The organism is Pseudomonas sp. JY-Q (genome assembly GCF_001655295.1).
Lineage (GTDB): Bacteria > Pseudomonadota > Gammaproteobacteria > Pseudomonadales > Pseudomonadaceae > Aquipseudomonas > Aquipseudomonas alloputida.
Genome location: NZ_CP011525.1, coordinates 1,891,326 through 1,913,864 on the forward strand (window position 1 = coordinate 1,891,326; position 22,539 = coordinate 1,913,864).

Annotated in this window: 19 protein-coding genes and 4 tRNA genes; 17 read left to right on the forward strand and 6 right to left on the reverse strand. The window is 63.3% G+C overall.

The features are described from left to right. The first annotated feature begins 47 nt into the window (after positions 1–47). The 12 genes from accD to AA098_RS08565 all read left to right on the forward strand — a co-directional run bounded on the left by accD (position 48) and on the right by AA098_RS08565 (position 9,033). On the forward strand, positions 48–941 hold the full coding sequence (gene accD / locus AA098_RS08510) for an acetyl-CoA carboxylase, carboxyltransferase subunit beta (protein WP_004574892.1): 894 nt from the start codon (positions 48–50) through the stop codon (positions 939–941). Next, a complete protein-coding gene (gene folC, locus AA098_RS08515; RefSeq protein WP_003247203.1) occupies positions 941–2,248 on the forward strand; it encodes a bifunctional tetrahydrofolate synthase/dihydrofolate synthase in 1,308 nt (435 codons plus the stop codon). Before accD ends, folC begins: the two co-directional genes overlap by 1 nt. Continuing rightward, entirely contained in the window at positions 2,232–2,882 is a 651-nt protein-coding gene (locus AA098_RS08520; protein ID WP_054889705.1) for an SPOR domain-containing protein, read from the forward strand. Before folC ends, AA098_RS08520 begins: the two co-directional genes overlap by 17 nt. A gap of 197 nt (positions 2,883–3,079) precedes the next feature. After that, positions 3,080–3,637, forward strand: a complete 558-nt coding sequence (locus AA098_RS08525; protein WP_003247206.1) for a CvpA family protein — start codon at positions 3,080–3,082, stop codon at positions 3,635–3,637. Positions 3,638–3,679: 42 nt separating this feature from the next. Then, positions 3,680–5,185 (forward strand): amidophosphoribosyltransferase, encoded by a 1,506-nt coding sequence (gene purF / locus AA098_RS08530; protein ID WP_003247207.1) that lies wholly within the window; start codon positions 3,680–3,682, stop codon positions 5,183–5,185. A gap of 16 nt (positions 5,186–5,201) precedes the next feature. Continuing rightward, complete coding sequence (locus tag AA098_RS08535) at positions 5,202–6,413, forward strand: O-succinylhomoserine sulfhydrylase (RefSeq protein ID WP_004574899.1); 1,212 nt, start codon at positions 5,202–5,204, stop codon at positions 6,411–6,413. Continuing rightward, positions 6,410–7,183: an SDR family oxidoreductase gene (locus tag AA098_RS08540; RefSeq protein ID WP_012053269.1), complete on the forward strand. Its 774-nt coding sequence runs from the start codon at positions 6,410–6,412 to the stop codon at positions 7,181–7,183. Before AA098_RS08535 ends, AA098_RS08540 begins: the two co-directional genes overlap by 4 nt. 219 nt (positions 7,184–7,402) lie before the next feature. Beyond that, positions 7,403–7,478 (forward strand) — tRNA-Val (locus AA098_RS08545). 65 nt (positions 7,479–7,543) lie between these two features. Then, positions 7,544–7,620: transfer RNA gene (locus AA098_RS08550), tRNA-Asp, on the forward strand. Between the two features lie 99 nt (positions 7,621–7,719). Beyond that, positions 7,720–7,796, forward strand: a tRNA-Asp gene (locus AA098_RS08555). Between the two features lie 141 nt (positions 7,797–7,937). After that, a tRNA-Asp gene (locus AA098_RS08560) sits at positions 7,938–8,014 on the forward strand. Between the two features lie 200 nt (positions 8,015–8,214). Then, a complete protein-coding gene (locus AA098_RS08565; protein WP_064614055.1) occupies positions 8,215–9,033 on the forward strand; it encodes a DUF2242 domain-containing protein in 819 nt (272 codons plus the stop codon). A gap of 290 nt (positions 9,034–9,323) precedes the next feature. Here the strand turns inward: AA098_RS08565 and AA098_RS08570 are convergent, their stop codons facing one another. The 4 genes from AA098_RS08570 to AA098_RS08585 form a co-directional block, all read right to left on the reverse strand. Then, positions 9,324–10,364, reverse strand: coding sequence for an AraC family transcriptional regulator (locus AA098_RS08570; protein ID WP_064614056.1), 1,041 nt, complete (start codon positions 10,362–10,364; stop codon positions 9,324–9,326). 4 nt (positions 10,365–10,368) lie between these two features. Continuing rightward, the gene (locus AA098_RS08575; protein WP_003247213.1) at positions 10,369–11,487 is read right to left on the reverse strand and encodes a nitrilase-related carbon-nitrogen hydrolase; all 1,119 of its coding nucleotides are present in this window, start codon (positions 11,485–11,487) and stop codon (positions 10,369–10,371) included. Positions 11,488–11,676: 189 nt separating this feature from the next. Continuing rightward, a complete protein-coding gene (locus tag AA098_RS08580; protein ID WP_003247214.1) occupies positions 11,677–13,320 on the reverse strand; it encodes a TULIP family P47-like protein in 1,644 nt (547 codons plus the stop codon). Positions 13,321–13,345: 25 nt separating this feature from the next. Beyond that, positions 13,346–14,578: a TULIP family P47-like protein gene (locus AA098_RS08585; protein ID WP_256545300.1), complete on the reverse strand. Its 1,233-nt coding sequence runs from the start codon at positions 14,576–14,578 to the stop codon at positions 13,346–13,348. A gap of 326 nt (positions 14,579–14,904) precedes the next feature. Here AA098_RS08585 and AA098_RS08590 point away from each other — a divergent pair, with 326 nt between their 5' ends. Both AA098_RS08590 and AA098_RS08595 read left to right on the forward strand, forming a co-directional pair. After that, positions 14,905–16,941, forward strand: coding sequence for an NADPH-dependent 2,4-dienoyl-CoA reductase (locus AA098_RS08590; protein WP_064614058.1), 2,037 nt, complete (start codon positions 14,905–14,907; stop codon positions 16,939–16,941). Between the two features lie 236 nt (positions 16,942–17,177). Next, positions 17,178–18,071, forward strand: coding sequence for a 1-aminocyclopropane-1-carboxylate deaminase/D-cysteine desulfhydrase (locus AA098_RS08595; RefSeq protein ID WP_019752186.1), 894 nt, complete (start codon positions 17,178–17,180; stop codon positions 18,069–18,071). Here AA098_RS08595 and AA098_RS08600 read toward each other — a convergent pair. Continuing rightward, positions 18,062–18,607 (reverse strand): cytochrome b, encoded by a 546-nt coding sequence (locus tag AA098_RS08600; protein WP_003247218.1) that lies wholly within the window; start codon positions 18,605–18,607, stop codon positions 18,062–18,064. The genes AA098_RS08595 and AA098_RS08600 overlap by 10 nt on opposite strands. Positions 18,608–18,769: 162 nt before the next feature. Next, positions 18,770–19,792 carry a DUF1853 family protein gene (locus AA098_RS08605; RefSeq protein WP_054889379.1) on the reverse strand — a complete coding sequence of 341 codons (1,023 nt, stop codon included), beginning with the start codon at positions 19,790–19,792 and terminating at the stop codon, positions 18,770–18,772. On the opposite strand from AA098_RS08605, the gene AA098_RS08610 reads away from it, so the two are divergent. The 3 genes from AA098_RS08610 to AA098_RS08620 are packed head-to-tail and all read left to right on the forward strand — an operon-like array spanning position 19,791 to position 22,536. Beyond that, positions 19,791–20,681, forward strand: coding sequence for an NAD(+) kinase (locus AA098_RS08610; protein ID WP_003247220.1), 891 nt, complete (start codon positions 19,791–19,793; stop codon positions 20,679–20,681). The two genes, AA098_RS08605 and AA098_RS08610, sit on opposite strands and share 2 nt — an antisense overlap. After that, positions 20,678–21,652 (forward strand): metallophosphoesterase, encoded by a 975-nt coding sequence (locus AA098_RS08615; RefSeq protein ID WP_176393466.1) that lies wholly within the window; start codon positions 20,678–20,680, stop codon positions 21,650–21,652. Before AA098_RS08610 ends, AA098_RS08615 begins: the two co-directional genes overlap by 4 nt. Continuing rightward, positions 21,649–22,536, forward strand: a complete 888-nt coding sequence (locus AA098_RS08620; protein WP_060538796.1) for a rhomboid family intramembrane serine protease — start codon at positions 21,649–21,651, stop codon at positions 22,534–22,536. Before AA098_RS08615 ends, AA098_RS08620 begins: the two co-directional genes overlap by 4 nt. Positions 22,537–22,539: the final 3 nt, after the last annotated feature.

The following is a 22,539-nucleotide window of genomic DNA, read 5'->3' on the forward strand; positions in this document are numbered from 1 at the left end:
GGGCCGGTGACGCCGTCCCCCGCCTGCCAATACTGGAGAAAGAAAGCATGAGCAACTGGTTAGTCGACAAACTGATCCCTTCGATCATGCGTTCCGAGGTGAAAAAGAGCTCGGTGCCTGAGGGCCTGTGGCACAAGTGCCCGTCCTGCGAGGCCGTGCTGTATCGTCCGGAGCTGGAAAAGACCCTGGATGTCTGCCCCAAGTGCAATCACCACATGCGCATCGGCGCACGTGCGCGCATCGACATCTTCCTTGACGCCGAAGGCCGGGCCGAACTGGGCGCTGACCTGGAACCGGTAGACCGCCTGAAGTTCCGTGATGGCAAGAAGTACAAGGACCGCCTGACCGCTGCGCAGAAGCAGACTGGCGAAAAAGACGCGCTGATCTCCATGAGCGGCACCCTGATGGGCATGCCGATCGTGGTTAGCGCCTTCGAGTTCTCGTTCATGGGCGGCTCCATGGGTGCCATCGTCGGCGAGCGCTTCGTCCGCGCGGCCAACTATGCCCTGGAAAACCGCTGCCCAATGGTTTGCTTCTCCGCTTCGGGGGGGGCGCGCATGCAGGAAGCGCTGATCTCGCTGATGCAGATGGCCAAGACCTCTGCCGTGCTGGCGCGCCTGCGCGAAGAAGGCATCCCGTTCATCTCGGTCCTGACCGACCCGGTGTATGGCGGTGTTTCCGCCAGCCTGGCCATGCTCGGCGACGTCATCGTCGGTGAGCCGAAGGCCCTGATCGGTTTCGCCGGCCCACGCGTGATCGAGCAGACCGTACGCGAGAAGCTGCCTGAAGGCTTCCAGCGCAGTGAGTTCCTGCTGGAGCACGGTGCCATCGACCTGATCATCTCCCGTGGCGAATTGCGCCCGCGTCTGGCCCGCCTGCTGGCGCAGATGACCGGTCAGCAAACGCCGGAAGAAGCGCGTGAGGCGGCTGCCGTCGCGTGATGAAACAACGATCCCTGGGCGAATGGCTCGCCTACCTCGAGCAGTTGCACCCCTCGGCCATCGACATGGGCCTGGAGCGGTCGCAGAAGGTGCTTGCCCGCTTGGCGCTGGGCAAGCTGGCGCCGCGCGTGGTGACAGTAACCGGCACCAACGGCAAGGGTTCGACCTGCGCCTTTGTGGCGTCGTTGCTGCGTGCCCAGGGGCTCAAGGTCGGTGTGTACAGTTCGCCGCACCTGCTACGTTACAACGAGCGGGTGGTGATCGATGGCCAAGAGGCCAGCGATGAGCGCCTGTGCGAAGCCTTCGCCGCCGTCGAGGCGGCGCGGGGCGATATTTCCCTGACCTACTTCGAGATGGGGACGTTGGCCGCGTTCTGGTTGTTCTACCAGTCGCAGCTGGATGCGGTGGTGCTGGAGGTGGGCCTGGGTGGCCGCCTGGATACCGTCAACGTAGTGGATGCCGACTTCGCCCTGGTGACCAGCATCGGTGTCGACCATGTTGATTACCTGGGTGATACCCGCGAGCTGGTGGCCTTCGAGAAGGCTGGCATCTTCCGCCCGGGCAAGCCGGCCCTGTGCGGTGATCTGGATCCGCCCGGGCCGTTGCTGGACAAGGCCGCCGAACTGGCCGCGCCACTGTTCCTGCGTGGTCGGGAATTCGACCTGACCAGCGCCGAAGGCTGCTGGAGCTGGCGTGGTACTGCCGCCGATGGTGCGCAGGTCGAGCTGCGTGACCTGCCTTTGCTAGACCTGCCCATGGAAAACGCCACGCTGGCCTTGCAGGCTTACCTGCTGATGGGGCTGCCGTGGGACGCGGTGCAAGTTCGCCAGGCGTTGCTGGATACCCGTATCACTGGGCGTCTCGACCTCCGTCTGTTGAACTGGCAGGGTAAGCCGGTAGCGTTGCTGCTGGATGTCGGGCATAACCCGCATGCGGCGCAGTACCTGGCCAGGCGCCTGGCGGCCCGGCCGCTCAAGGGGCGCCGCCTCGCGGTGTTTGGCCTGCTCGCCGACAAGGATCTGGAGGGCGTTATCGCGCCGCTGCAGGGCCTCATCGACGACTGGGCGGTGGCGCCGCTGGATACCCCGCGCAGTCGCCCGGCCGCAGAACTGGCCTCGTCCTTGGCGAACCTCGGTGCCACGGTGAAGTCTTATGCCAGCGTCGACGCCGCCCTTGAAGGGCAATGTGCGCAGGCGACGGCGGATGATCAGATCCTGCTGTTCGGTTCGTTTTTCTGTGTCGCCCAGGCGCTGGAATGGCTGGAGCGGCACGCCCAGGAGGGTGGAATAGATGGCTGTGCTGGATAAAGGGATGAAACAGCGCATGGTGGGTGCGCTGGTGCTGGTGGCGCTGGCGGTTATCTTCCTGCCGATGCTGTTTACCCGCGAGGACGAGATGCGCCAGGTGCACGTCGAAGCCCCGCAGGCACCGGCCATGCCCAGCCTACCGGAAGTGAAGGTGGAGCCGGTTGCCGTGCCGGAGCCACAGGTTATTGCGCAGGAGGCGCAGCCGGCGCCGGTGGTGATCGACGAGGCCACTGCGCCGGCGAGTACGCCCAGCCAGCCAATCACCCCGTCGCCGCAGACCCAGGCGCAGGTTCAGCCGCCCAAGCCGCAGGCGCCCGCGCCCGCGCCCAAGGTGGAGGCCAAGGCTGCTGCAACACCAGCGCCTGCCGCGCCATCGAAGATCGACGCCAATGGCCTGCCCGTCAGTTGGTCGATCCAGCTGGCCAGCCTGTCCAACCGCGCCGGTGCCGAAAAGCTGCAGCAAACCCTGCGTAGCCAGGGTTACAACGCCTATATCCGTACGGCGGGTGGCATGAACCGCGTGTACGTGGGGCCGTTGATCGAGCGCGCCGAAGCCGAGCGCGTGCGTGACGCCATCAACCGTCAGAACAGCCTCAAGGGCTTTGTGGTGCGCTTCCAGCCTGAGCGCAGCTGATTCCCCGGGGCGGCTAGGCCGCCCATTCGCGGGTGAGCCCGCGCCTGCAGGTACTGCGCCGCTGCAAGGCTCAGCCAGAACCAGTTGGGGGCGGGTTTGCCTGCCAATGGCCCAACACCAATCCAGCTGACATTCCGCTTACTCCCGGCCCGCCGCTCTGGTAAAATGCGCCGCCTCAAACGTCTGCAGGCAGCACCGTGGCATTTACCTTGGTTGATTGGGCGATCATTGCGATCATCGCCGTCTCCACACTGATCAGTCTCAAGCGCGGCTTCGTCAAGGAGGCCTTGTCCTTGCTCATCTGGATCATTGCCGGTGCGGTTGCCTGGATGTTCGGCGGTTCGCTCTCGGTGTATCTTGAGAGCTATATCCAGACGCCATCGATGCGCGTCATCGCTGGCTGCGCCATTCTTTTCGTCGCCACCTTGCTGGTGGGGGCCATGGTCAACTTCCTTGTCGGTGAGCTGATCCGCGTGACCGGGCTGTCCGGCACCGATCGTTTCCTGGGCATGGCCTTTGGTGCTGCGCGCGGGGCCTTGCTGGTAGTGGTGGCCATAGGCCTGATCAGCCTGGGGCCGGTTCAACAAGACACCTGGTGGCAGGAATCACGCCTGATACCACAATTTCTCTTGGTCGCCGACTGGTCGAAAAACCTGATTCTGGGTTTCACCGGCCAATGGACGCCCAGTGGGCTGATCAGCACTCCGGCTGATCTTCCGTTCAAGGAACAGTTGCTCGGGCCGTCCAAGCCCTGAGCGCTATTCACTCAAGTTTCATCAAAGTAGGGGTTGCGTCGCATGTGTGGCATCGTCGGTATCGTCGGTAAGTCGAACGTCAATCAGGCGCTGTATGACGCGCTTACGGTCCTCCAGCACCGCGGCCAGGACGCTGCCGGTATCGTGACCAGCCATGACGGCCGGTTGTTCCTGCGCAAGGATAATGGCCTGGTGCGCGACGTGTTCCAGCAGCGCCACATGCAGCGCCTGGTAGGCAACATCGGCATCGGCCACGTGCGCTACCCCACTGCGGGCAGCTCGACCTCGGCCGAGGCCCAGCCGTTCTACGTCAACTCGCCTTACGGCATCACCCTGGCTCACAACGGCAACCTGACCAACGTCGAGCAGTTGGCCAAGGAGATCTACGAGTCCGACCTGCGCCACGTCAACACCAACTCCGACTCGGAAGTGCTGCTGAACGTGTTCGCCCATGAGCTGGCGGTGCGCGGCAAGTTGCAGCCGACCGAAGAAGACGTGTTCGCTGCGGTCTCCCATGTGCACAGCCGCTGCGTTGGCGGTTACGCCGTCGTGGCCATGATCACCGGCTACGGCATCGTAGGCTTCCGCGACCCCCATGGCATTCGCCCGGTGGTGTTCGGTCAGCGTCACACCGACGAAGGTGTGGAATACATGATCGCGTCGGAAAGCGTCGCCCTGGACGTGCTCGGCTTCACCCTGATCCGCGACCTGGCACCGGGCGAAGCGGTGTACATCACCGAAGAAGGCCAGTTGTTCACCAAGCAGTGCGCCGAATCGCCAAAGTTGCAGCCGTGCATCTTCGAGCACGTCTACCTGGCGCGCCCGGACTCGATCATCGATGGGGTCTCGGTGTACAAGGCGCGTCTGCGCATGGGTGAAAAGCTGGCCGACAAGATCATGCGCGAGCGCCCCGATCATGATATCGACGTGGTCATCCCGATCCCGGATACCAGTCGCACTGCCGCGCTGGAACTGGCCAACCGGCTGGGCGTCAAGTTCCGCGAAGGTTTCGTCAAGAACCGTTACATCGGCCGTACCTTCATCATGCCCGGCCAGGCCGCGCGCAAGAAGTCGGTGCGTCAGAAGCTCAACGCCATCGAGCTGGAGTTCCGCGGCAAGAATGTGATGCTGGTGGACGACTCGATCGTGCGCGGCACCACCTGCAAGCAGATCATCCAGATGGCCCGCGAAGCTGGCGCCAAGAATGTCTACTTCTGCTCCGCGGCCCCTGCAGTACGCTACCCCAACGTCTACGGCATCGACATGCCGAGTGTTCACGAACTGATCGCCCACAACCGCACCACCGAACAGGTGGGTGAGTTGATTGGCGCCGATTGGCTGGTCTATCAGGACCTGCCAGACCTGATCGATTCGGTCGGCGGCGGCAAGATCAAGATCGAGCAGTTCGATTGCGCGGTGTTCAACGGCGAATACGTCACTGGCGATATCGACGAAGCCTACCTCGACCGCATCGAGCAGGCCCGTAATGACCTGGCCAAGGTCAAGAACCAGGCCGTCAGCGCGATCATCGACCTTTACAACAACTGATTTTGGGAGCGACGGCATGACGGATCAATGGGATGCCGGGCGACTGGACAGTGACCTCGAGGGTGTCGGTTTCGACACCCTGGCGGTTCGCGCTGGTCAAAACCGTACCCCGGAAGGCGAGCACAGCGAAGCGCTGTTCCTGACCTCCAGCTATGTGTTCCGCACGGCAGCCGATGCTGCTGCGCGCTTTGCCGGCGAAACGCCGGGCAACGTCTATTCGCGCTACACCAACCCATCGGTGCGTGCCTTCGAGGAGCGCCTGGCGGCCATGGAAGGTGCCGAACAGGCCGTGGGTACGTCCACCGGCATGGCGGCGATCCTGGCCGTGGTCATGTCGCTGTGCAGTGCCGGTGACCATGTGCTGGTGTCGCAGAGCGTATTCGGCTCCACCATCAGCCTGTTCGAGAAGTACTTCAAGCGCTTTGGTCTACAGGTGGACTACGTGCCACTGGTCGACCTCACCGGTTGGGAAAAGGCCATCAAGGCCAACACCAAGCTGCTGATCGTCGAATCGCCTTCCAACCCGCTGGCCGAGTTGGTCGATATCACTGCGCTCAGCGAAATCGCCCATGCTCAGGGTGCCATGCTGGTGGTGGACAACTGTTTCAGTACCCCGGCGTTGCAGCAGCCGCTGAAGCTGGGTGCCGACATTGTGTTCCACTCGGCCACCAAGTTCATCGACGGCCAGGGCCGCTGCATGGGCGGTGTGGTTGCCGGCCGTGCCGAGCAAATGAAAGAAGTGGTGGGTTTCCTGCGAACCGCAGGTCCAACCCTCAGCCCGTTCAACGCCTGGATCTTCACCAAGGGCCTGGAAACGCTGCGCCTGCGTATGCGTGCACACTGCGAAAGCGCTCAGGCCCTGGCCGAATGGCTGGAGCAGCAGGACGGCGTGGAAAAGGTGCATTACGCCGGCCTGCCCAGCCACCCGCAGCACGAACTGGCCAAGCGCCAGATGAGCGGTTTTGGTGCAGTGGTCAGCTTCGAGGTCAAGGGTGGCAAAGAGGGCGCGTGGCGTTTCATCGACGCTACCCGAGTGATTTCCATCACTACCAACCTGGGTGACAGCAAAACCACCATCGCTCATCCGGCGACCACCTCACACGGTCGCCTGTCGCCGCAGGAGCGTGAAGCGGCGGGTATCCGCGACAGCCTGATCCGCGTTGCCGTGGGCCTGGAAGACGTGGCCGACCTGCAGGCTGACCTGGCGCGCGGGCTGGCGGCATTGTGATCGAAATCAGCGGCAGCACCCCGGGCCACAATGGCCGGGTAGCCTTGGTCACGGGCGCGGCCCGCGGCATCGGTCTTGGCATTGCCGCATGGCTGATCTGCGAAGGCTGGCAAGTGGTGCTGAGTGATCTGGACCGCCAGCGTGGTACCAAAGTGGCCAAGGCGTTGGGCGACAACGCCTGGTTCATCACCATGGACGTTGCCGACGAGGCCCAGGTCAGTGCCGGCGTGTCCGAAGTACTCGGGCAGTTCGGCCGGCTGGACGCGCTGGTGTGCAATGCGGCCATTGCCAACCCGCACAACCAGACGCTGGAAAGCCTGAGCCTGGCCCAATGGAATCGGGTGCTGGCGGTCAACCTCAGCGGGCCCATGCTGCTGGCCAAGCATTGTGCGCCGTACCTGCGTGCGCACAATGGGGCGATCGTCAACCTGACCTCTACCCGTGCTCGGCAGTCCGAACCCGACACCGAGGCTTACGCGGCAAGCAAGGGCGGCCTGGTGGCTTTGACCCATGCCCTGGCCATGAGCCTGGGCCCGGAGATTCGCGTCAATGCGGTGAGCCCGGGCTGGATCGATGCCCGTGATCCGTCGCAGCGCCGTGCCGAGCCGTTAAGCGAAGCTGACCATGCCCAGCATCCAACGGGCAGGGTAGGGACCGTGGAAGATGTCGCGGCCATGGTTGCCTGGTTGCTGTCACGCCAGGCGGCATTTGTCACCGGCCAGGAATTTGTGGTCGATGGCGGCATGACCCGCAAGATGATCTATAGCTGAGCACCTTGTTTAAACTGCGCCGGCCTCTTCGCGGGTAAACCCGCTCCTACAATGGTTAATGTCCGACTGTAGGAGCGGGTTTACCCGCGAAGAGGCCGGCACAGGCAATAACCTCACGTTGCCTTTTTGAAAAAAATTCAATGGGGCTATTGACTTAGCTTCGCCACCTGCGTAAATTTCGCGGCCTCAGCGAAGCAAACGCAACAAGCAACATCGCGAGGGTGATTAGCTCAGCCGGGAGAGCATCTGCCTTACAAGCAGAGGGTCGGCGGTTCGATCCCGTCATCACCCACCACTTCCTGAGATGTTCCTGGAGCATCGGGTTCGCAAGAAGCCGATAGCCAGAGAGGAACGCACTGCGCAGCGGTAGTTCAGTCGGTTAGAATACCGGCCTGTCACGCCGGGGGTCGCGGGTTCGAGTCCCGTCCGCTGCGCCATTTTTCAGTAACAGATGGGTGCCTGGCACCGGTCTGAAGCCACAAGGCACACGCCTTGGGCTGATCCCAGTTTCAATCAGGCGCAAGCCTGAACGATACGCAGCGGTAGTTCAGTCGGTTAGAATACCGGCCTGTCACGCCGGGGGTCGCGGGTTCGAGTCCCGTCCGCTGCGCCATCTTCGCTTCAAGGTCCCTAGAACACCTTGAAGCAAACACAAGAGAAGCGATCGTGTTATCGCTTTTTTTGTGCCTGCCCTGAGGCCATCGCGCCGGAAGGGTAGACCCAGGTTTCAATCGGGCGCAAGCCTGAATGATACGCAGCGGTAGTTCAGTCGGTTAGAATACCGGCCTGTCACGCCGGGGGTCGCGGGTTCGAGTCCCGTCCGCTGCGCCATCTTCGCTTTAAGGCCCCATGAACGCCTTGAAGCAACGTTAAAGCGACCTTCGGGTCGCTTTTTTCGTTGGTGCGCCTGGCAAGTGCCTGCCTTTACCCAGATTTACACCAGCCTGACAGATTCTTCACCGACCAGCGGTTCCTGTGCCTGCCTGCTGTGTTGCACAATAGGCACTTTCCCGACATACCCGGAATTCGCAATGACCAGATCTTCCGTCTTTGGTGCGCTCGGGCTGGCCCTGGTGCTGGCGGGCGTGACCGGTTGTTCCTCGAAAAAAGCGGCCGTCTACGAGCACGAGAACTTCGATGACTCGGGTACCTTCTCGCGCAGCTTTCCGGTGAGCGATGCCGGCTCTTGCGAGGCTGCCCGGCGTGCTTTGCTTAGCCAGGGATACATCATCACCAGCAGCGGCGCCAACCAGGTGGTGGGTAACAAGAGCTTTCAGCAAAACAGCGAGAACCACCTGCAGATCAGCTTCAATGTCACCTGTGCGCCGGACGTGAGCGACGATCAGCGCTCGACCATGTTCGCCAACGCCCTCCAGGACCGCTATGCGCTGAAAAAGTCCAACACCTCCGCCAGCCTGGGCGTGGGGGTGCTGGGTTCGGTGTCGATGCCGATCGGCTCCAGTGACGACTCGATGGTCAAGGTGGCCAGTGAGACGGTGACCGCGGCGCAGTTCTATGACCGCTATTTCGCCTTGGTGGAGAGTTACCTGCCCAAGCCGAAGAAGGTCGAAAAGGCCAAGGTCGAGGCGCCCAAGGTGGAAAAGCCGGCGGTGGACCTGGGGCTTCCGGAGCAGGCGGCGGCGAACCCGGTGGCGCCGGCCCCGGCAGTTGCTCCGTTGGTTGAAGCGACGCCTGCACCTGCGGGAGTAGCCCCGGCCAGCGAGGCGGCAGCGGCGCCGTTGGTGGATGACAGCCAGGGTTCGCAGCCTGTGGCCCCGCCGGCGGAAGCTGCACCCATTCAGGTGCAGCAGGATGCCCAGCCGGTCGAAGCCGCCGCCCCCTCCCTTTGATGGGTCGCCTGAACCGGCCTTTTCGCCGGCAGCCCGCGAAAGGGACGGTTCAGGCTGTAAACATCCTCTGTTACAGACGCCCCGCGATAACTTCCTGAACACCTGCTACGTTTACCACTCATAAGCTTGTCATCATCCCTTCATCCCACCTGCTTAGGCTGAAGGCGATACCTACAAAGGCAAAATGAGCAAAGAGGACGCAGGGCAATGGATGAATACCAGGAAGAACTACTCGAAACCCAGGCTTACGAACTGGACACCCCGGAACCGGCCGACGACGCCACCGAACTCTAGCCCGGCTGCCGCTGGCTGCGGCGGAACTCCCCCGGCGTGAGGCCCGTCCAGCGCTTGAATGCGCGCTGGAAGGCCTCGGCCGAAGCAAACCCCAACAGATAGGCAATCTCGCCAAAGGCCAGCGCCGTGTCACGGATGTAGGTCTCGGCCAAGTCGCGCCGTGTTTCGTTGAGCAGGTCGCGAAAACGCGTGCCTTCCTCGGCGAGCTTGCGGCGCAAGGTCCAGGTTGGCAGTTGCAGGTGCAGCGCCACTTCTTCCAGGTCCGGTTCACGGCCGCCATTGAGCAGCGGGCCCAGCAGGTGGGTGATGCGCTCACCCAGGCTGCGCACCCGCGTGCGCTGCAGCAGCTCTGCCTCGCACAGTTGCAGCAGGTGCTGCCAGGTACTTGGGCAATGCCCGGGGTTGGCCAGTTGCAAGGTGGCGCGGTTCAGACGCAGCTGATTGCCGTCGGCGGCGAACTGCACAGGCGTGCTGCAGAGCGGTTGATAGCGCGCGGCATAGGAGGGCGCGGCAAACTCGATGTCCAGGCGTTCGGCCTGCACTGGGGTGCCGGCAAGGTCGGTCAACTGGGCCAGCCAGCCGGCCAGCAGTGAGTCGACCACAAAGCGGTTGTAGTCGTTATACGGGCTGATGGAGTAGAAGCGCAGCCAGGCGCCCTGGGCATCTTCCACAAAGCGGGAATGGCCACGGTAGTTGGCCGCGTAAAGCGGCTCGAAGCGCAGCAGGGTGCGCGCCGCCTCACCCAAGGTGGGGGCCTGGGCCGCGGTGACCCCGGCCAGGCCAGCATGCGCCAGACGGCTCAGGCGCCCCATACGCAGGCCTAGAGCAGCCTCGCCGCTCATTTCGATTGCTGCGTGGCCCAGATGCATGTAGCGGGGGATGGACAGGCGTGCGCCGGCTTCGCTCAGGCGCGTCGCGTCCAGGCCGTAGCGGCGCAGCAATGGTTCAGGGTCGTGGCCCAGCTCGCGCAGGGCTTCGCTCAAAGGCTGGACAAAACCCACCGACAGTTCGCCCAGGCGCACGCGGGGGCGGGCCATGGGCTTACAGCCACACATTCAGCAGGCGGGCACCTGGGCTGGGAGGGGCGGCAAGCAACGCTCCCGACTGGCGGGCAAAGCCCTGGCCATCGCTGCCCTGTTCCCAGAACTGCCCGCGCATGAACACGCTCATACTGCTGATGTCGGTTCCGGCCACTTCGGTCAGGCGTTGCCAAGCCGCCTGTTCACTGACTTCGCCGCGCTGCAATGCCAGCCCGGCGCTGGCATCCTGGTGGCGATTTCCCCGCCAGGGTGCTTGCCAGCTGCCCTTGCCACTGAGAAACGCTGGGTTGGCGATCAGTTGTACGGCTTGTTCAGTCAGTTGCTGGTGGTTTTCCGGGTACCAGCTGTCACTGCCCACCAGTATCCCCAGGCGCCCGGCCGGGGTCTGCACGACCTGCAGCGGGTGCTGGCGGCCGTCGTGGACGTAGCGGCGCATTTCACTGTCGGGATATTGCTGACGCTGGGGCTGCCCCAGTAGCGAGCCGTCACCGGCAAACACCACACTGCTGTTGAACAGCGGGCCACGGCCGGTATGCAGTACGCCTTGTTTCACATAAGGTTCGGGCAGCACGATCGAACCGGCCACCAAGGTGACGCCAAATTCCTTGGCCAGGCCGCCGAACAGCTGCTGGTAGTCTGCGGCCATCTGCTCGGCCTTCATGCGCAAGTGCGCATCGGCGCGCCAGTCGTCGCCGTCAGCGCCAAGAACCGCGAGGCCATAGCGCAGCGGGTTGCTCAGTTCCAGCCATTGTTGGGCTTCGCGGCTCTGGGTAACTTGATACAGCTCGCTCTTCTCTCCGCGCGCCCACAGCCAGGTACCGATGTGTTCCGGCAGCACGACCACCGTGCGCGGGTTCACCAGGCCTTGGGCGCGGGCTTGCTCCAGATAGGCCGCGAGCTTGCGGTGCAGGCGTTGCAAGTTCTGATAGTCGCCCGGGTACAGCAGTGGTTCGACACCGAGCAGGTTGCCGTGCTCGCCCGGGACGCCATGGTTAAGCGCCAGTTCGATGCGCAGGTCGGACAGGTAGTGGCCTTCCGGGCGCTGTTGGGTCCAGAAGCCATAGCCGCAGAGGGCGGCGATCATCACCAGCGCCAGGGCGCTTGCCAGGAGTTTTCGCATCAAGCGTGGGTATTCGCTAAAAGTGGAGTGGCCATACGGAACGATGAAGCCGCAACCTCGCGCCTTGTGATCGGTTTGAGTAGCGCACTGCATGGATCCATGCACAATCGACTTTTGATCATACCAAAGGAATGGCGATGGGCGTGCAAGGAACCCCGGGCGTTGAGGCCCGGGGTTGTGTTGGCAGGGTCAGGCGGCCAGCGTCGCCAGGGCGAGACGTTTGTCCTGGATGCAGAATTTCTCGAGCAACTTCAGCGAGCCACCGAATATCAGCGCACCGGAGTAGGTGATGTCGGTCAGGACAAAGGCATCCGGTTCACTGAATGGCCATTTGACCTGGTTCGCCGCCACCTTGACCATGGGCGCTATGGACGGAATGTTGTTGGTTACACCACCCGCCACCACGCGCTCGATGATCACGTGGATGACGATACTGACAATGGCCACCACCAACGCTGCGATGATGCCGACGATCAACGCCATCACCTTGCCGCCCACACCACCCGCCACGGCGGTGGCCACGGCGGCAATCGCGCCTAGAATGGCTTCGGTGACGACCACCCAGGTGGCGATGTCTGTCGTGTTTTGGACATCCGGGTCTCCGACCATGGCATATACCATCACCTGTTCGCCCTTGTCGTTGACGCCCAGTTGCAGCGTCTGCTTGGTGACGATACGGGTATAGGCCACGATACCCGGTGAGATATCGGTGCGTACCTTGCATTCGGTGCGGATATAGGACTCGTCGAAGTTGATATCGAACTTTTCGGCCACGGGATGATAGGTGATGGCCCCAAACTTGACGCTGTCGAGCTTCAGGTCGTTGGCAGTGATGGATGTGCCCGCTGAATCCAGGGTGAAGTTGGCCGCGGTGGTACCCTCGAAGATGAACGGCAATGCCGCCAGCAACTGGTACTTGACGAAGATCTCCCGGCTGATGAGGAAGTTGGCATTGTTGTCCGCAGCCAGCATCACGGCAGGCAACTGGTTCGGCAAACCCGTGGAGTCACGCTCGTTGGTCATGGCCAGCACCCCGAAGATGCTGCTTTCCTCAGTGTTCTTGTCGGTATAGGCATAGCTCATGGAGGTGGCGCGCAGCCATTTGAATTCCTCGCTTTCCTTGCCCATGTTGTTGATCAGTACGGTACTGAACAGGGTGTCGAACTTCTTCAGGTTCTCGGGCTGGTTCAGCCAGTCTTCGAGTACGCCGCGCATCACGCTCTGGTCAATGCCGCTCAAGACGTTGTTCGGGTCCCTCAGGGCAATCACCGCAGCGATCGGGTCATCCGGGTCCGTTGCCTGGGTGTTGACTTGCAGTTCATACGTGCCGTCTGAAGCCGATACTGGATTGGGCGCCGGGAAGTAGCTGAGCTTGACGTAGACATCCGCAGACATTCCCTGGACCTGGTAGGTTTTGCCATTCAGGCCTTTGTATGTCCCCGAGCCGAAGGGGATGCGTACCTTGACGTTGCGTCCGTCGCCGCCGGTGGTAATCGACCAGGCGTCGAAGTCGGCCTTGAGCGAGAAGCTGTCGACCCCGGCGTCTATGCTGGCGGGGTAGGTTTTTTCCAGGGCAATGCGCTGGTTGAGCGCAGAGACCCGGCAGATGCTCACGGTATCCCAGCCATTGGTCGTGACCGTACTGGCCAGTGTTCCGGCATTGGTCAGTAGCTGCGCGGCGCGCAAGGTGTCTTCGGAACTGTGTACAAACGCCGCGTTGCGGTACAGGGGCGATTCGCGCAGGGTCTGGCGCGCGGTTTCATTGAGGTGATCGAGGCGCAGCGAGATGGGTTGGGCAAACCCGGATAGCATGACCTTGCTTTCATTGCTCATGATACGGCTCCTTGTGTTGGTGGGGTCACACGTAGTTGATGACAAGGGCCTCGGCGAGGTAGCTCGACGAAGCGGTATGGGTGTCGTTGCTCCAGGACACGCAATCGATGGTGTCGGCCTTGACCGAGCCGCCGCGCGCGGCGATGGCGCTGATCAGGTCATCGGAGATCACAGCGGCGACGATGTGGGTGATCAGGCTGACGATGGGCGAGAGCCAGGCCAGGTACCAGGGAATATGCACTTCCTTTCTGAAGTCGGACGATTGCTTGACGAAGTTGATGGTGTTGCCATCGAGCACCAGCTTCATCCTCAGCCAGCCGTTCCACTTCATGTCGATACCTGCGTGCAGGTCACAGTTGCCCTGATAGTCGACGGTGATGAAGTCACCGAGCATTCGTGCAGGGTTGCAACCGGCGAAGACAACGGGGGTGTACCAGATCGCCCCTGATTTGATGGCCTTCATGCGCAAGGTCGGTATGTTGGCCATTTGCGTATTGTCGAAGCGGTAGTCCTGCGCCGTGGCACCCTGGTAAAGCTGAAGCAGCCCGGGCAGTACCAGATGCTCCAGGACCATGCGTGGAGACAGCACGTAGCTCGACTGTCCACCCTGGCTGATGCCCGACACATCGATATCCAGTGGCAGCCCACTGATGTCGCGTTCGGTACATACGGCCATGATCGCCAGGAAGCCTGAATCGAGGTACGCATAGGTACATTTTCGCGGTCTGGCCCATTCCGGGGCAGTGGCTTTGCTGAAGTTGATGGTCGCGAAGGTATGGGTGAACTGTCGGGGATGCTCGACCAGGTAGTTGCAGATGCAGTCCAACACCACGGAGGCGAAAGGACCTAGCGAACCGTCGGGGTCTTGCAGGGTGATGCCGCGCAGCCAGCCGCCTTCGTCGCCCTGCAGGGGTTGAGTGTCTCCGGCCTTGTGCAGGAAGGCCGACTTCAACTGCACCTGGCCGTTGCCTTGTGGCAACAGCGACAGGGTGACCTCGATGATGGCAGTCGCGCCGGCCAGCGAGCGGCTGGTGCCACTGGCCTCGAAAAAACCTGAGCGTATAGGCATGCGCAGGCGCAGCAAGCGACCGCCGCCACCGTTGATGACCGACCAGCAGTCGAACACCCCGTGGCAGGCGTAGCCTTCATCCGAGGTATAGGAAAATTCGTGGTCGAGGCTGTTCCAGCTGGCTGCCAGGTCACTGTTCACGCTGTCCTGGCGAACGATGCTGATGGTGTCCCATCCTTTTGTCAGCATGAGCGAACCCTCCGGGCGCACTGAGTAGGCGCCACGTTCCATGGGTGGATGATCAAACGTGCTTGAAGAGTCTGGCAGAGCCGCGTTGTCTGGCAAATGCGCGAGGAGACTGTTTGGCGATCAAGCCAGGCGAACCTTATAGCGCTGAAGTTCTGGAGCCTTCCCGGCAGTCGCTGCCTCTACTGTTCATCACGATCATTAACTTGTCAGTTTTGATCATTGAGGCAATTCAAACGGCTGTTTAATGTCGCAGACAGACAAACGACGGGGCCCGCCACCCAGTGAGGTGCCCGCAATCCGTGATCACGCCATCAGGGGACCTTTCCATGGCCGCCGACCGCTACCCGCACCTGCTTGCCCCGCTGGACCTGGGCTTTACCACCTTGCGCAATCGCACCCTGATGGGCTCGATGCACACTGGCCTCGAAGAGCGCCCCGGCGGCTTCGAGCGCATGGCTGCATACTTTGCCGAGCGCGCCCGCGGTGGCGTTGGCCTGATGGTCACTGGCGGCCTTGCGCCCAATGATGAAGGCGGGGTGTATTCCGGTGCGGCAAAGCTCAGCACCGAGGAAGAGGCCGACAAGCACCGCATCGTCACCGAGGCGGTGCACGCTGCCGGTGGCAAGATCTGCCTGCAGATCCTGCATGCCGGGCGCTACGCCTACAGCCCACGCCAGGTGGCACCTAGCGCGATTCAGGCGCCGATCAACCCGTTCAAGCCCAAGGCGCTGGACGAGGAGGGTATCGAGAAGCAGATTGCCGACTTCGTCAATTGTGCCGTGCTGGCCCAGCGTGCCGGTTACGACGGTGTCGAGATCATGGGTTCGGAAGGCTACTTCATCAACCAGTTCCTCGCCGCCCACACCAACCACCGCACCGACCGCTGGGGCGGCAGTTATGAAAACCGCATGCGCCTGGCAGTGGAAATCGTCAGCCGGGTGCGTGGCGCGGTAGGGCCGAACTTCATCATCATCTTCCGCCTGTCGATGCTCGACCTGGTCGAGGGTGGCAGCACCTGGGACGAGATCGAGCTGCTGGCCAAGGCCATCGAGCAGGCCGGCGCTACCTTGATCAACACCGGAATCGGTTGGCACGAGGCGCGTATTCCGACCATCGCCACCAAAGTGCCGCGTGCGGCCTTCAGCAAAGTCACCGCCAAGTTGCGGGGCGTGGTGAGCATTCCACTGATCACCACCAACCGCATCAACACCCCGGAGGTGGCCGAGGCGGTGCTGGCCGAGGGCGATGCGGACATGGTCTCGATGGCCCGACCGTTTCTCGCCGACCCGGACTTCGTCAACAAGGCCGCTGCCGGTCGCGCGGATGAAATCAACACCTGCATCGGCTGCAACCAGGCCTGCCTGGACCACACCTTCGGCGGCAAACTGACCAGTTGCCTGGTCAACCCGCGTGCCTGCCACGAGACCGAACTCAACTACCTGCCTGTACGTACGGTGAAGCGCATTGCCGTGGTAGGCGCCGGCCCGGCTGGCCTGGCGGCGGCCACCGTGGCGGCCGAGCGGGGCCACGCGGTGACCCTGTTTGACGCCGCCAGCGAAATCGGTGGCCAGTTCAACGTGGCCAAGCGGGTGCCGGGCAAGGAAGAATTCTTCGAAACGCTGCGTTACTTCCGCAACAAGGTCAAAAGCACGGGCGTCGACCTGCGCCTGAATACCCGTGTGGATGTGCAGGCACTGGTGGGCGGCGGCTTTGATGAAATCATCCTGGCTACCGGCATCGCCCCGCGTACCCCGGCCATTTCGGGCGTGGAGCACGCCAAGGTGCTCAGCTACCTGGACGTGCTGCTCGAGCGCAAGCCTGTGGGCAAGTCGGTGGCCGTGATTGGCGCGGGAGGTATCGGCTTCGATGTGTCCGAGTACCTGGTACATGAGGGCGTGGCCACCAGCCAGGACCGAGCGGCATTCTGGAAAGAGTGGGGCATCGATACCCACCTTCAGGCGCGAGGTGGTGTGGCCGGGATCAAGGCCGAGCCGCATGCTCCGGCGCGGCAGGTGTACCTGTTGCAGCGCAAGAAATCCAAGGTGGGTGACGGGCTCGGCAAGACGACCGGCTGGATTCACCGCACCGGGTTGAAGAACAAGGGGGTGCAGATGCTCAACAGCGTGGAGTATCTGGCTATCGACGATGCCGGCCTGCACATTCGTGTGGACGGCGGCGAGCCGCAGGTGCTGGCGGTGGATAACGTGGTGATCTGTGCCGGGCAAGATCCGCTGCGCGAGCTGCAGGAAGGGCTGGCGGCGGCGGGGCAGTCGGTGCACCTGATTGGTGGCGCGGATGTGGCGGCCGAGCTGGATGCCAAGCGGGCGATCAACCAAGGCTCGCGGTTGGCGGCTGAGCTCTGAGGTCGTTGGGGCTGCGTGAACCCGACACCTGCACGTGTGGGAGCGGGCATGCCCGCGAAACAGGTGACGCGGTGGATGGCACCGGCTTTGCCGGTGTTCGCGGGTGAACCCGCTCCTACGACAGCCTGTGCCGGGGTATCGATGCCTGTGTCGAGCCAGCCTGGCACTGTGATGCCTCGGCGGGGGTGACTCATCGATTACAAGCGCTTGCGGGATTACCCTGTACACTGCGATCCATGCATGTATTCGACCTCCCCCCAGCCCCCCTGCAGTTTCTGGACTTGCCCTGGCTGCGGCAAGCCCAGGTCCAGGCCGCCACTCTGCGCCTGGACCTGATTGACCCGCTGATCAGCGGCAACAAGTGGTTCAAGCTACGCCACCACCTGCAACAGGCCGGCGCCAGCCATGCTCCAGGCCTGATCAGCCTTGGCGGCAACCATTCCAACCATCTGCACGCCTTGGCCGCTGCCGGCAAGCGTTTCGGCTTCGCCACCGTCGGCCTGTTACGCGGCCATGCCCAGGACACGCCAACCGTGCGTGACCTGCAGGCGCTGGGCATGGAACTGCATTGGCTAGGCTACGGCGGCTACCGTGCGCGTAACGAGCCAGGCTTTTGGGTTTCCTGGCAGGCGCGCTACCCAGGCTGGCACTGTATCCCCGAAGGGGGCGGCGGGCTGGCCGGTGCGCAGGGCTGCGCGCTGATCATGCAGCAGGCGCGCGCGCAAATCTCGGCCTTGGGGTGGTCAGACTACGACGCCTGGTGGTTGGCTGCCGGAACGGGGACTACCTTGGCCGGGCTGGTAATGGCGGAGGCAGGGGCGCATGCCGTGCATGGCGCCTTGGCCGTACCCAGGGATCATGGGGTGCCGGAGACGGTGGCAGCACTGGCCGGCACGCACGGCTACCAGCTACACGACGCCTGCCGTGGCGGTTTCGGAAAATTCGACGATGCGCTACTGACGTTCATCGCCGACTGCGAGCAGCACACTGACGTGCCGCTCGAAGCCCTCTATACCGGCAAGGCTCTGCTGGCCTTGCGTGATCAGGTCGCTGCCGGGCTGTTCAAGCCCGGCAGCCGCCTGATCTTCGTGCACACAGGCGGCCTGCAGGGGCGACGCGGTTACTTGTAAGGCAGCATGCGCAACAGCGTGTTGTCGCGCTGCACATAGTGATGGTAAAGCCCGGCCAGTGCATGCAGGCCGATCAGCCAGTAGCCCCAGCTGCCAATACGCTCATGCCAGCCTTTGATGAACTTGGCCTGGTCCGGGTTCGGGCCGATCAGATGGGGCAGCTCCAGGCCAAAGAACGGCACCGGTTTGTCGGCGGCGCTTAGGATCAGCCAGCCGGCCAGCGGCAGGCCGATCATCATCAGGTACAGTGCCAGGTGCATCAGGTGCGCCAGGCCAGTCTGCCAGGCCGGTGGTTTTGGCACGATGGGCGGCGTCGGGCGGCTCAGGCGCATGGCCAGGCGCAGCCAGACCAGCACGAACACGCTGAGCCCGAGCATGAAGTGCAGGTCCTTCATCAGGTTGCGTTCGACGCTGTCCTTGGGGAACAGGCCACGCAGTTCGATGAGTGCATAGACAGCGGCCAGCAGCACCAGCATCAGCCAATGCAGGGCGATGGACAGGCGCGCGTAATGGGTCGCGGGGTTGGATGAAACCATGATCGGTCCTCGTCATCAGGTCGGAAAGGCGCTCTTGCTGGCGCTCAGGTACCATTGTAATGGTTACCAGAAACGAATCTTTGCGCTGGGTCTGTGAAAATTGTGTTGCCAGCCACCGGCCTCTTCGCGGGCGGGCCCGCGAAGGGGCAGGAACAGGCGACATCAGTTACCGGGCAGATACGGCCAGTCATCAGCCACCAGAAACACCCGCTCTGCCTCCTGCCAGGCGCCCTCGGCATCAGGCACCAGTCGTACCAGCAAGTGCGCCGGTGCCTGCTGCTCCAGCACATGCAGCCACGCCGCAAACTGCTCCGCCTGCCAGCACTCACCTGACGCCACCCTAGCCGGTGCCAGCCAGGCATGCCGCTGCAGCGGCTGCCAACGCTCGCCCTCGGCCATCACCCAGTCCCGCCGACGAAGCCAGCGCCCGCGCAAATGTTGCGGGTTGGCGCCCTCCGGCGCCTCGGCATGCCCAGGCCGTGGATAGAACAGGTAACCACCCAGCCACATTTGCGCCTGCACCTGCTCCACCCCTAGCTGGGCCAGCGCCTGACGGCTGTGCGCCCCCTTGGACATGGGCAATTGGTGCCCCGCCAGGTGCGCAAGCTTGGTCCCCAGCCGGTCATGGCAACCTGGCCCCAGCCAGGCATGGGGATCGTGCCCGGCGCCTTCCGGGCCCAGGTACAGCTTGATCGCCAGTTCCAGGTGGTGCACGCCGTCGCGGTCGCGCAGCACCACGTCGAGCTCGCCCAAGGTGCGCCCGCCGTCGCGAATCGCCAGGTTGGCGGCCAGCAGCTCGATGCCTGGCGCCTGGCCCAGGGCAAATTGCCACAGGCGTTCGTAGTAATGCCCCAGGCGCCGGCTGCCCAATTGCGCCAGCCACTCGCGCAACGGTCGCTCATCGGCATCCAGGGCCCGCAACCATTGTTCAAGGCGTTGCGGCTGCTGCGCCCACAGGCTGCCCGCCAGCGGGTGTCGCTGGGGGCAGGGCGGGGCGCTGAGCAGGGGCGGCGACAACAGGGCCCATGCCAGGTCACGCACGGTAGAGTGCTGCAGTTGTCGGGGCAGGTCGTGAAGCTGGGCGAATGGCGTCATCCTGCGAGCATAGCCGGTTTGCCGCTGCCCGGTGGTTTCGCCCATAATCGGCGCATCGTCACCCGCCGCAGAGCCTCGCAGGAGCCCCATGGAGCAATTTCGCAATATCGGTATCATCGGTCGCCTTGGCAGCTCGCAGGTGCTCGACACCATTCGCCGACTGAAAAAATTCCTCCTCGATCGCCACCTGCACGTGATCCTCGAGGACACCATTGCCGAAGTGCTGCCCGGTCATGGCTTGCAGACGTCCACCCGCAAGCTGCTGGGCGAGGTCTGCGACCTGGTCATCGTGGTCGGCGGCGACGGCAGCCTGCTGGGCGCTGCCCGCGCGCTGGCCCGGCACAACATTCCGGTGCTGGGTATCAACCGTGGCAACCTGGGTTTTCTCACCGACATCCGCCCCGACGAGCTGGAACAGAAGGTCGCCGAAGTGCTCGACGGCCACTACCTGGTAGAAAACCGTTTCCTGCTGCAGGCCGAGGTGCGTCGCCACCATGAGGCCATCGGCCAGGGCGATGCGCTGAACGACGTGGTGCTGCACCCAGGCAAGTCCACGCGCATGATCGAGTTCGAGATCTACATCGACGGCCAGTTCGTCTGCAGCCAGAAGGCCGACGGCCTGATCGTCGCCACCCCCACCGGCTCCACCGCCTATGCGCTGTCGGCCGGTGGCCCGATCATGCACCCCAAGCTCGATGCCATCGTCATCGTGCCGATGTACCCGCACACCTTGTCGGGTCGGCCGATCGTGGTTGACGGCAACAGCGAGCTGAAGATCGTGGTGTCCAAGGACCTGCAGATCTACCCGCAGGTGTCCTGTGACGGCCAGAACCACTTCACGTGCGCCCCAGGCGACACCATCACGGTCAGCAAAAAGCCGCAAAAGCTGCGCCTGATCCACCCGCTGGACCACAATTACTACGAGGTCTGCCGCACCAAACTGGGTTGGGGCAGCCGCCTGGGGAGCAGTGACGACTGATGCTCGATCCGGCGCGAAGTTTTGACATCATCGGCGACGTGCACGGCTGTGCACTGACCCTTGAACGCCTGCTCGACGCCCTCGGATACAAGCGCGTGGCTGGCGTGTGGCGCCACCCGCGACGTCAGGCGCTGTTCCTTGGCGACATCGTCGACCGCGGGCCACGCATTCGTGAGGCGCTGCACATCGTCCACGACATGGTCGAAGCCGGCCAGGCGTTCTGCATCATGGGCAACCACGAATACAATGCCCTGGGCTGGGTCACCCCTGCGCTGCCTGGCAGCGGCAAGGCCTATGTCCGCGAACACACGCCGCGGCATGCCCGGCTGATCGACGAAACCCTGACCCAGTTTGCCCAACACCCCGGCGATTGGCACGATTTCGTCAACTGGTTCTACCAGCTGCCGCTGTTCATCGACGCAGGGCGCTTCCGTCTGGTGCACGCCTGCTGGGACCCGCGGCTGATCGAGCCGCTGCGCCGGCAATACCCCGACGGACGCATCGATGAGCACTTCATCCAGGCCTCGGCGGTCAGTGGCAGTTTTGCCGACACGGTGTGCAACCGCCTGTTGCGTGGTACCGACATGCGCCTGCCGGACGGGCTGACGCTGACCGGCGGCGACGGCCTGACCCGCGCGTTCTTCCGCACCAAGTTCTGGGAAGAAGACCCGAAAACCTACGGTGACATCGTGTTCCAGCCCGATGCCCTGCCCGAGGCAGTGGCCAGCACCCCGCTCAGCCACAGCCAGAAGAACGCCTTGCTGCGCTATGACGAAGACCAGCCGATGCTGTTCGTCGGGCATTACTGGCGCAGCGGCCGTCCGGCACCGATCCGCGCCAACCTGGCCTGCCTGGACTACAGCGCCGTGCTCTACGGCAAGCTGGTCGCCTACCGGCTGGATGATGAAACCCGTATCGACCCACACAAGTTCGTCTGGGTCGACGTCGACCGCCCACAGGCCAACCAATGAACATTATCGAAGTGATGCGCCTGCCGCTGTCGGTCGACCTCAGCGGCTTCGTCCACCTGTTGCAACGCCTGCAGGTGCCGCACCGGGTCAGCGAGGAGGGTGATGCCCAGGTTCTCTGGGCTCCCGACACCCTGGCCGAAGATGTGCTGCAGCTTTACCAGCGCTACCCCGACGGCAACGCCGACCTGCCGGCCAGCGCCGACCCTGTAGGGGCGGGTTCACCGGCGAATGCCCCCACACAGCCTTCTCTGGCAGCCCAGGCCAAGGCCTGCAAAATCACCACCCTCACCCTGCTGCTGTGCTTCATCGTCGCCGGCCTCACGGGCCTTGGCGACAACTTCACCACCATCAGCTGGTTCACCTTCCTCGACTTCCGTGTCCAGGGCGACTACCTGTACTTCACCTCGCTGGCGCAAACCCTGGATGACGGCCAGTGGTGGCGCCTGGTATCACCCATGCTGCTGCATTTCGGCGTGCTGCACCTGGCCATGAACAGCCTGTGGTACTGGGAGCTGGGCAAACGCATCGAACTGCGCCAGGGCCCGTGGGCGTTGCTGGGCCTGACCCTGCTGTTCAGCCTCGTGTCCAACCTGGCCCAGCACTACACCAGTGGGCCGAGCTTGTTTGGCGGTCTGTCCGGCGTGCTGTACGGCCTGCTCGGGCATATCTGGCTGTACCAGTGGCTGGCGCCTGACCGTTACTTCAACCTGCCCAAGGGCGTGCTGGTGATGATGCTGATCTGGCTGGTGGTATGCCTGACCGGCGTGGTCGGCACGCTCGGCCTTGGCCAGATCGCCAATGCCGCCCACGTCGGCGGGCTGCTCATCGGATGCCTGACCGGGCTCTTGGGTGGGGCGCTGGCCCGGCGTAAACTGTCGGCTTGAATC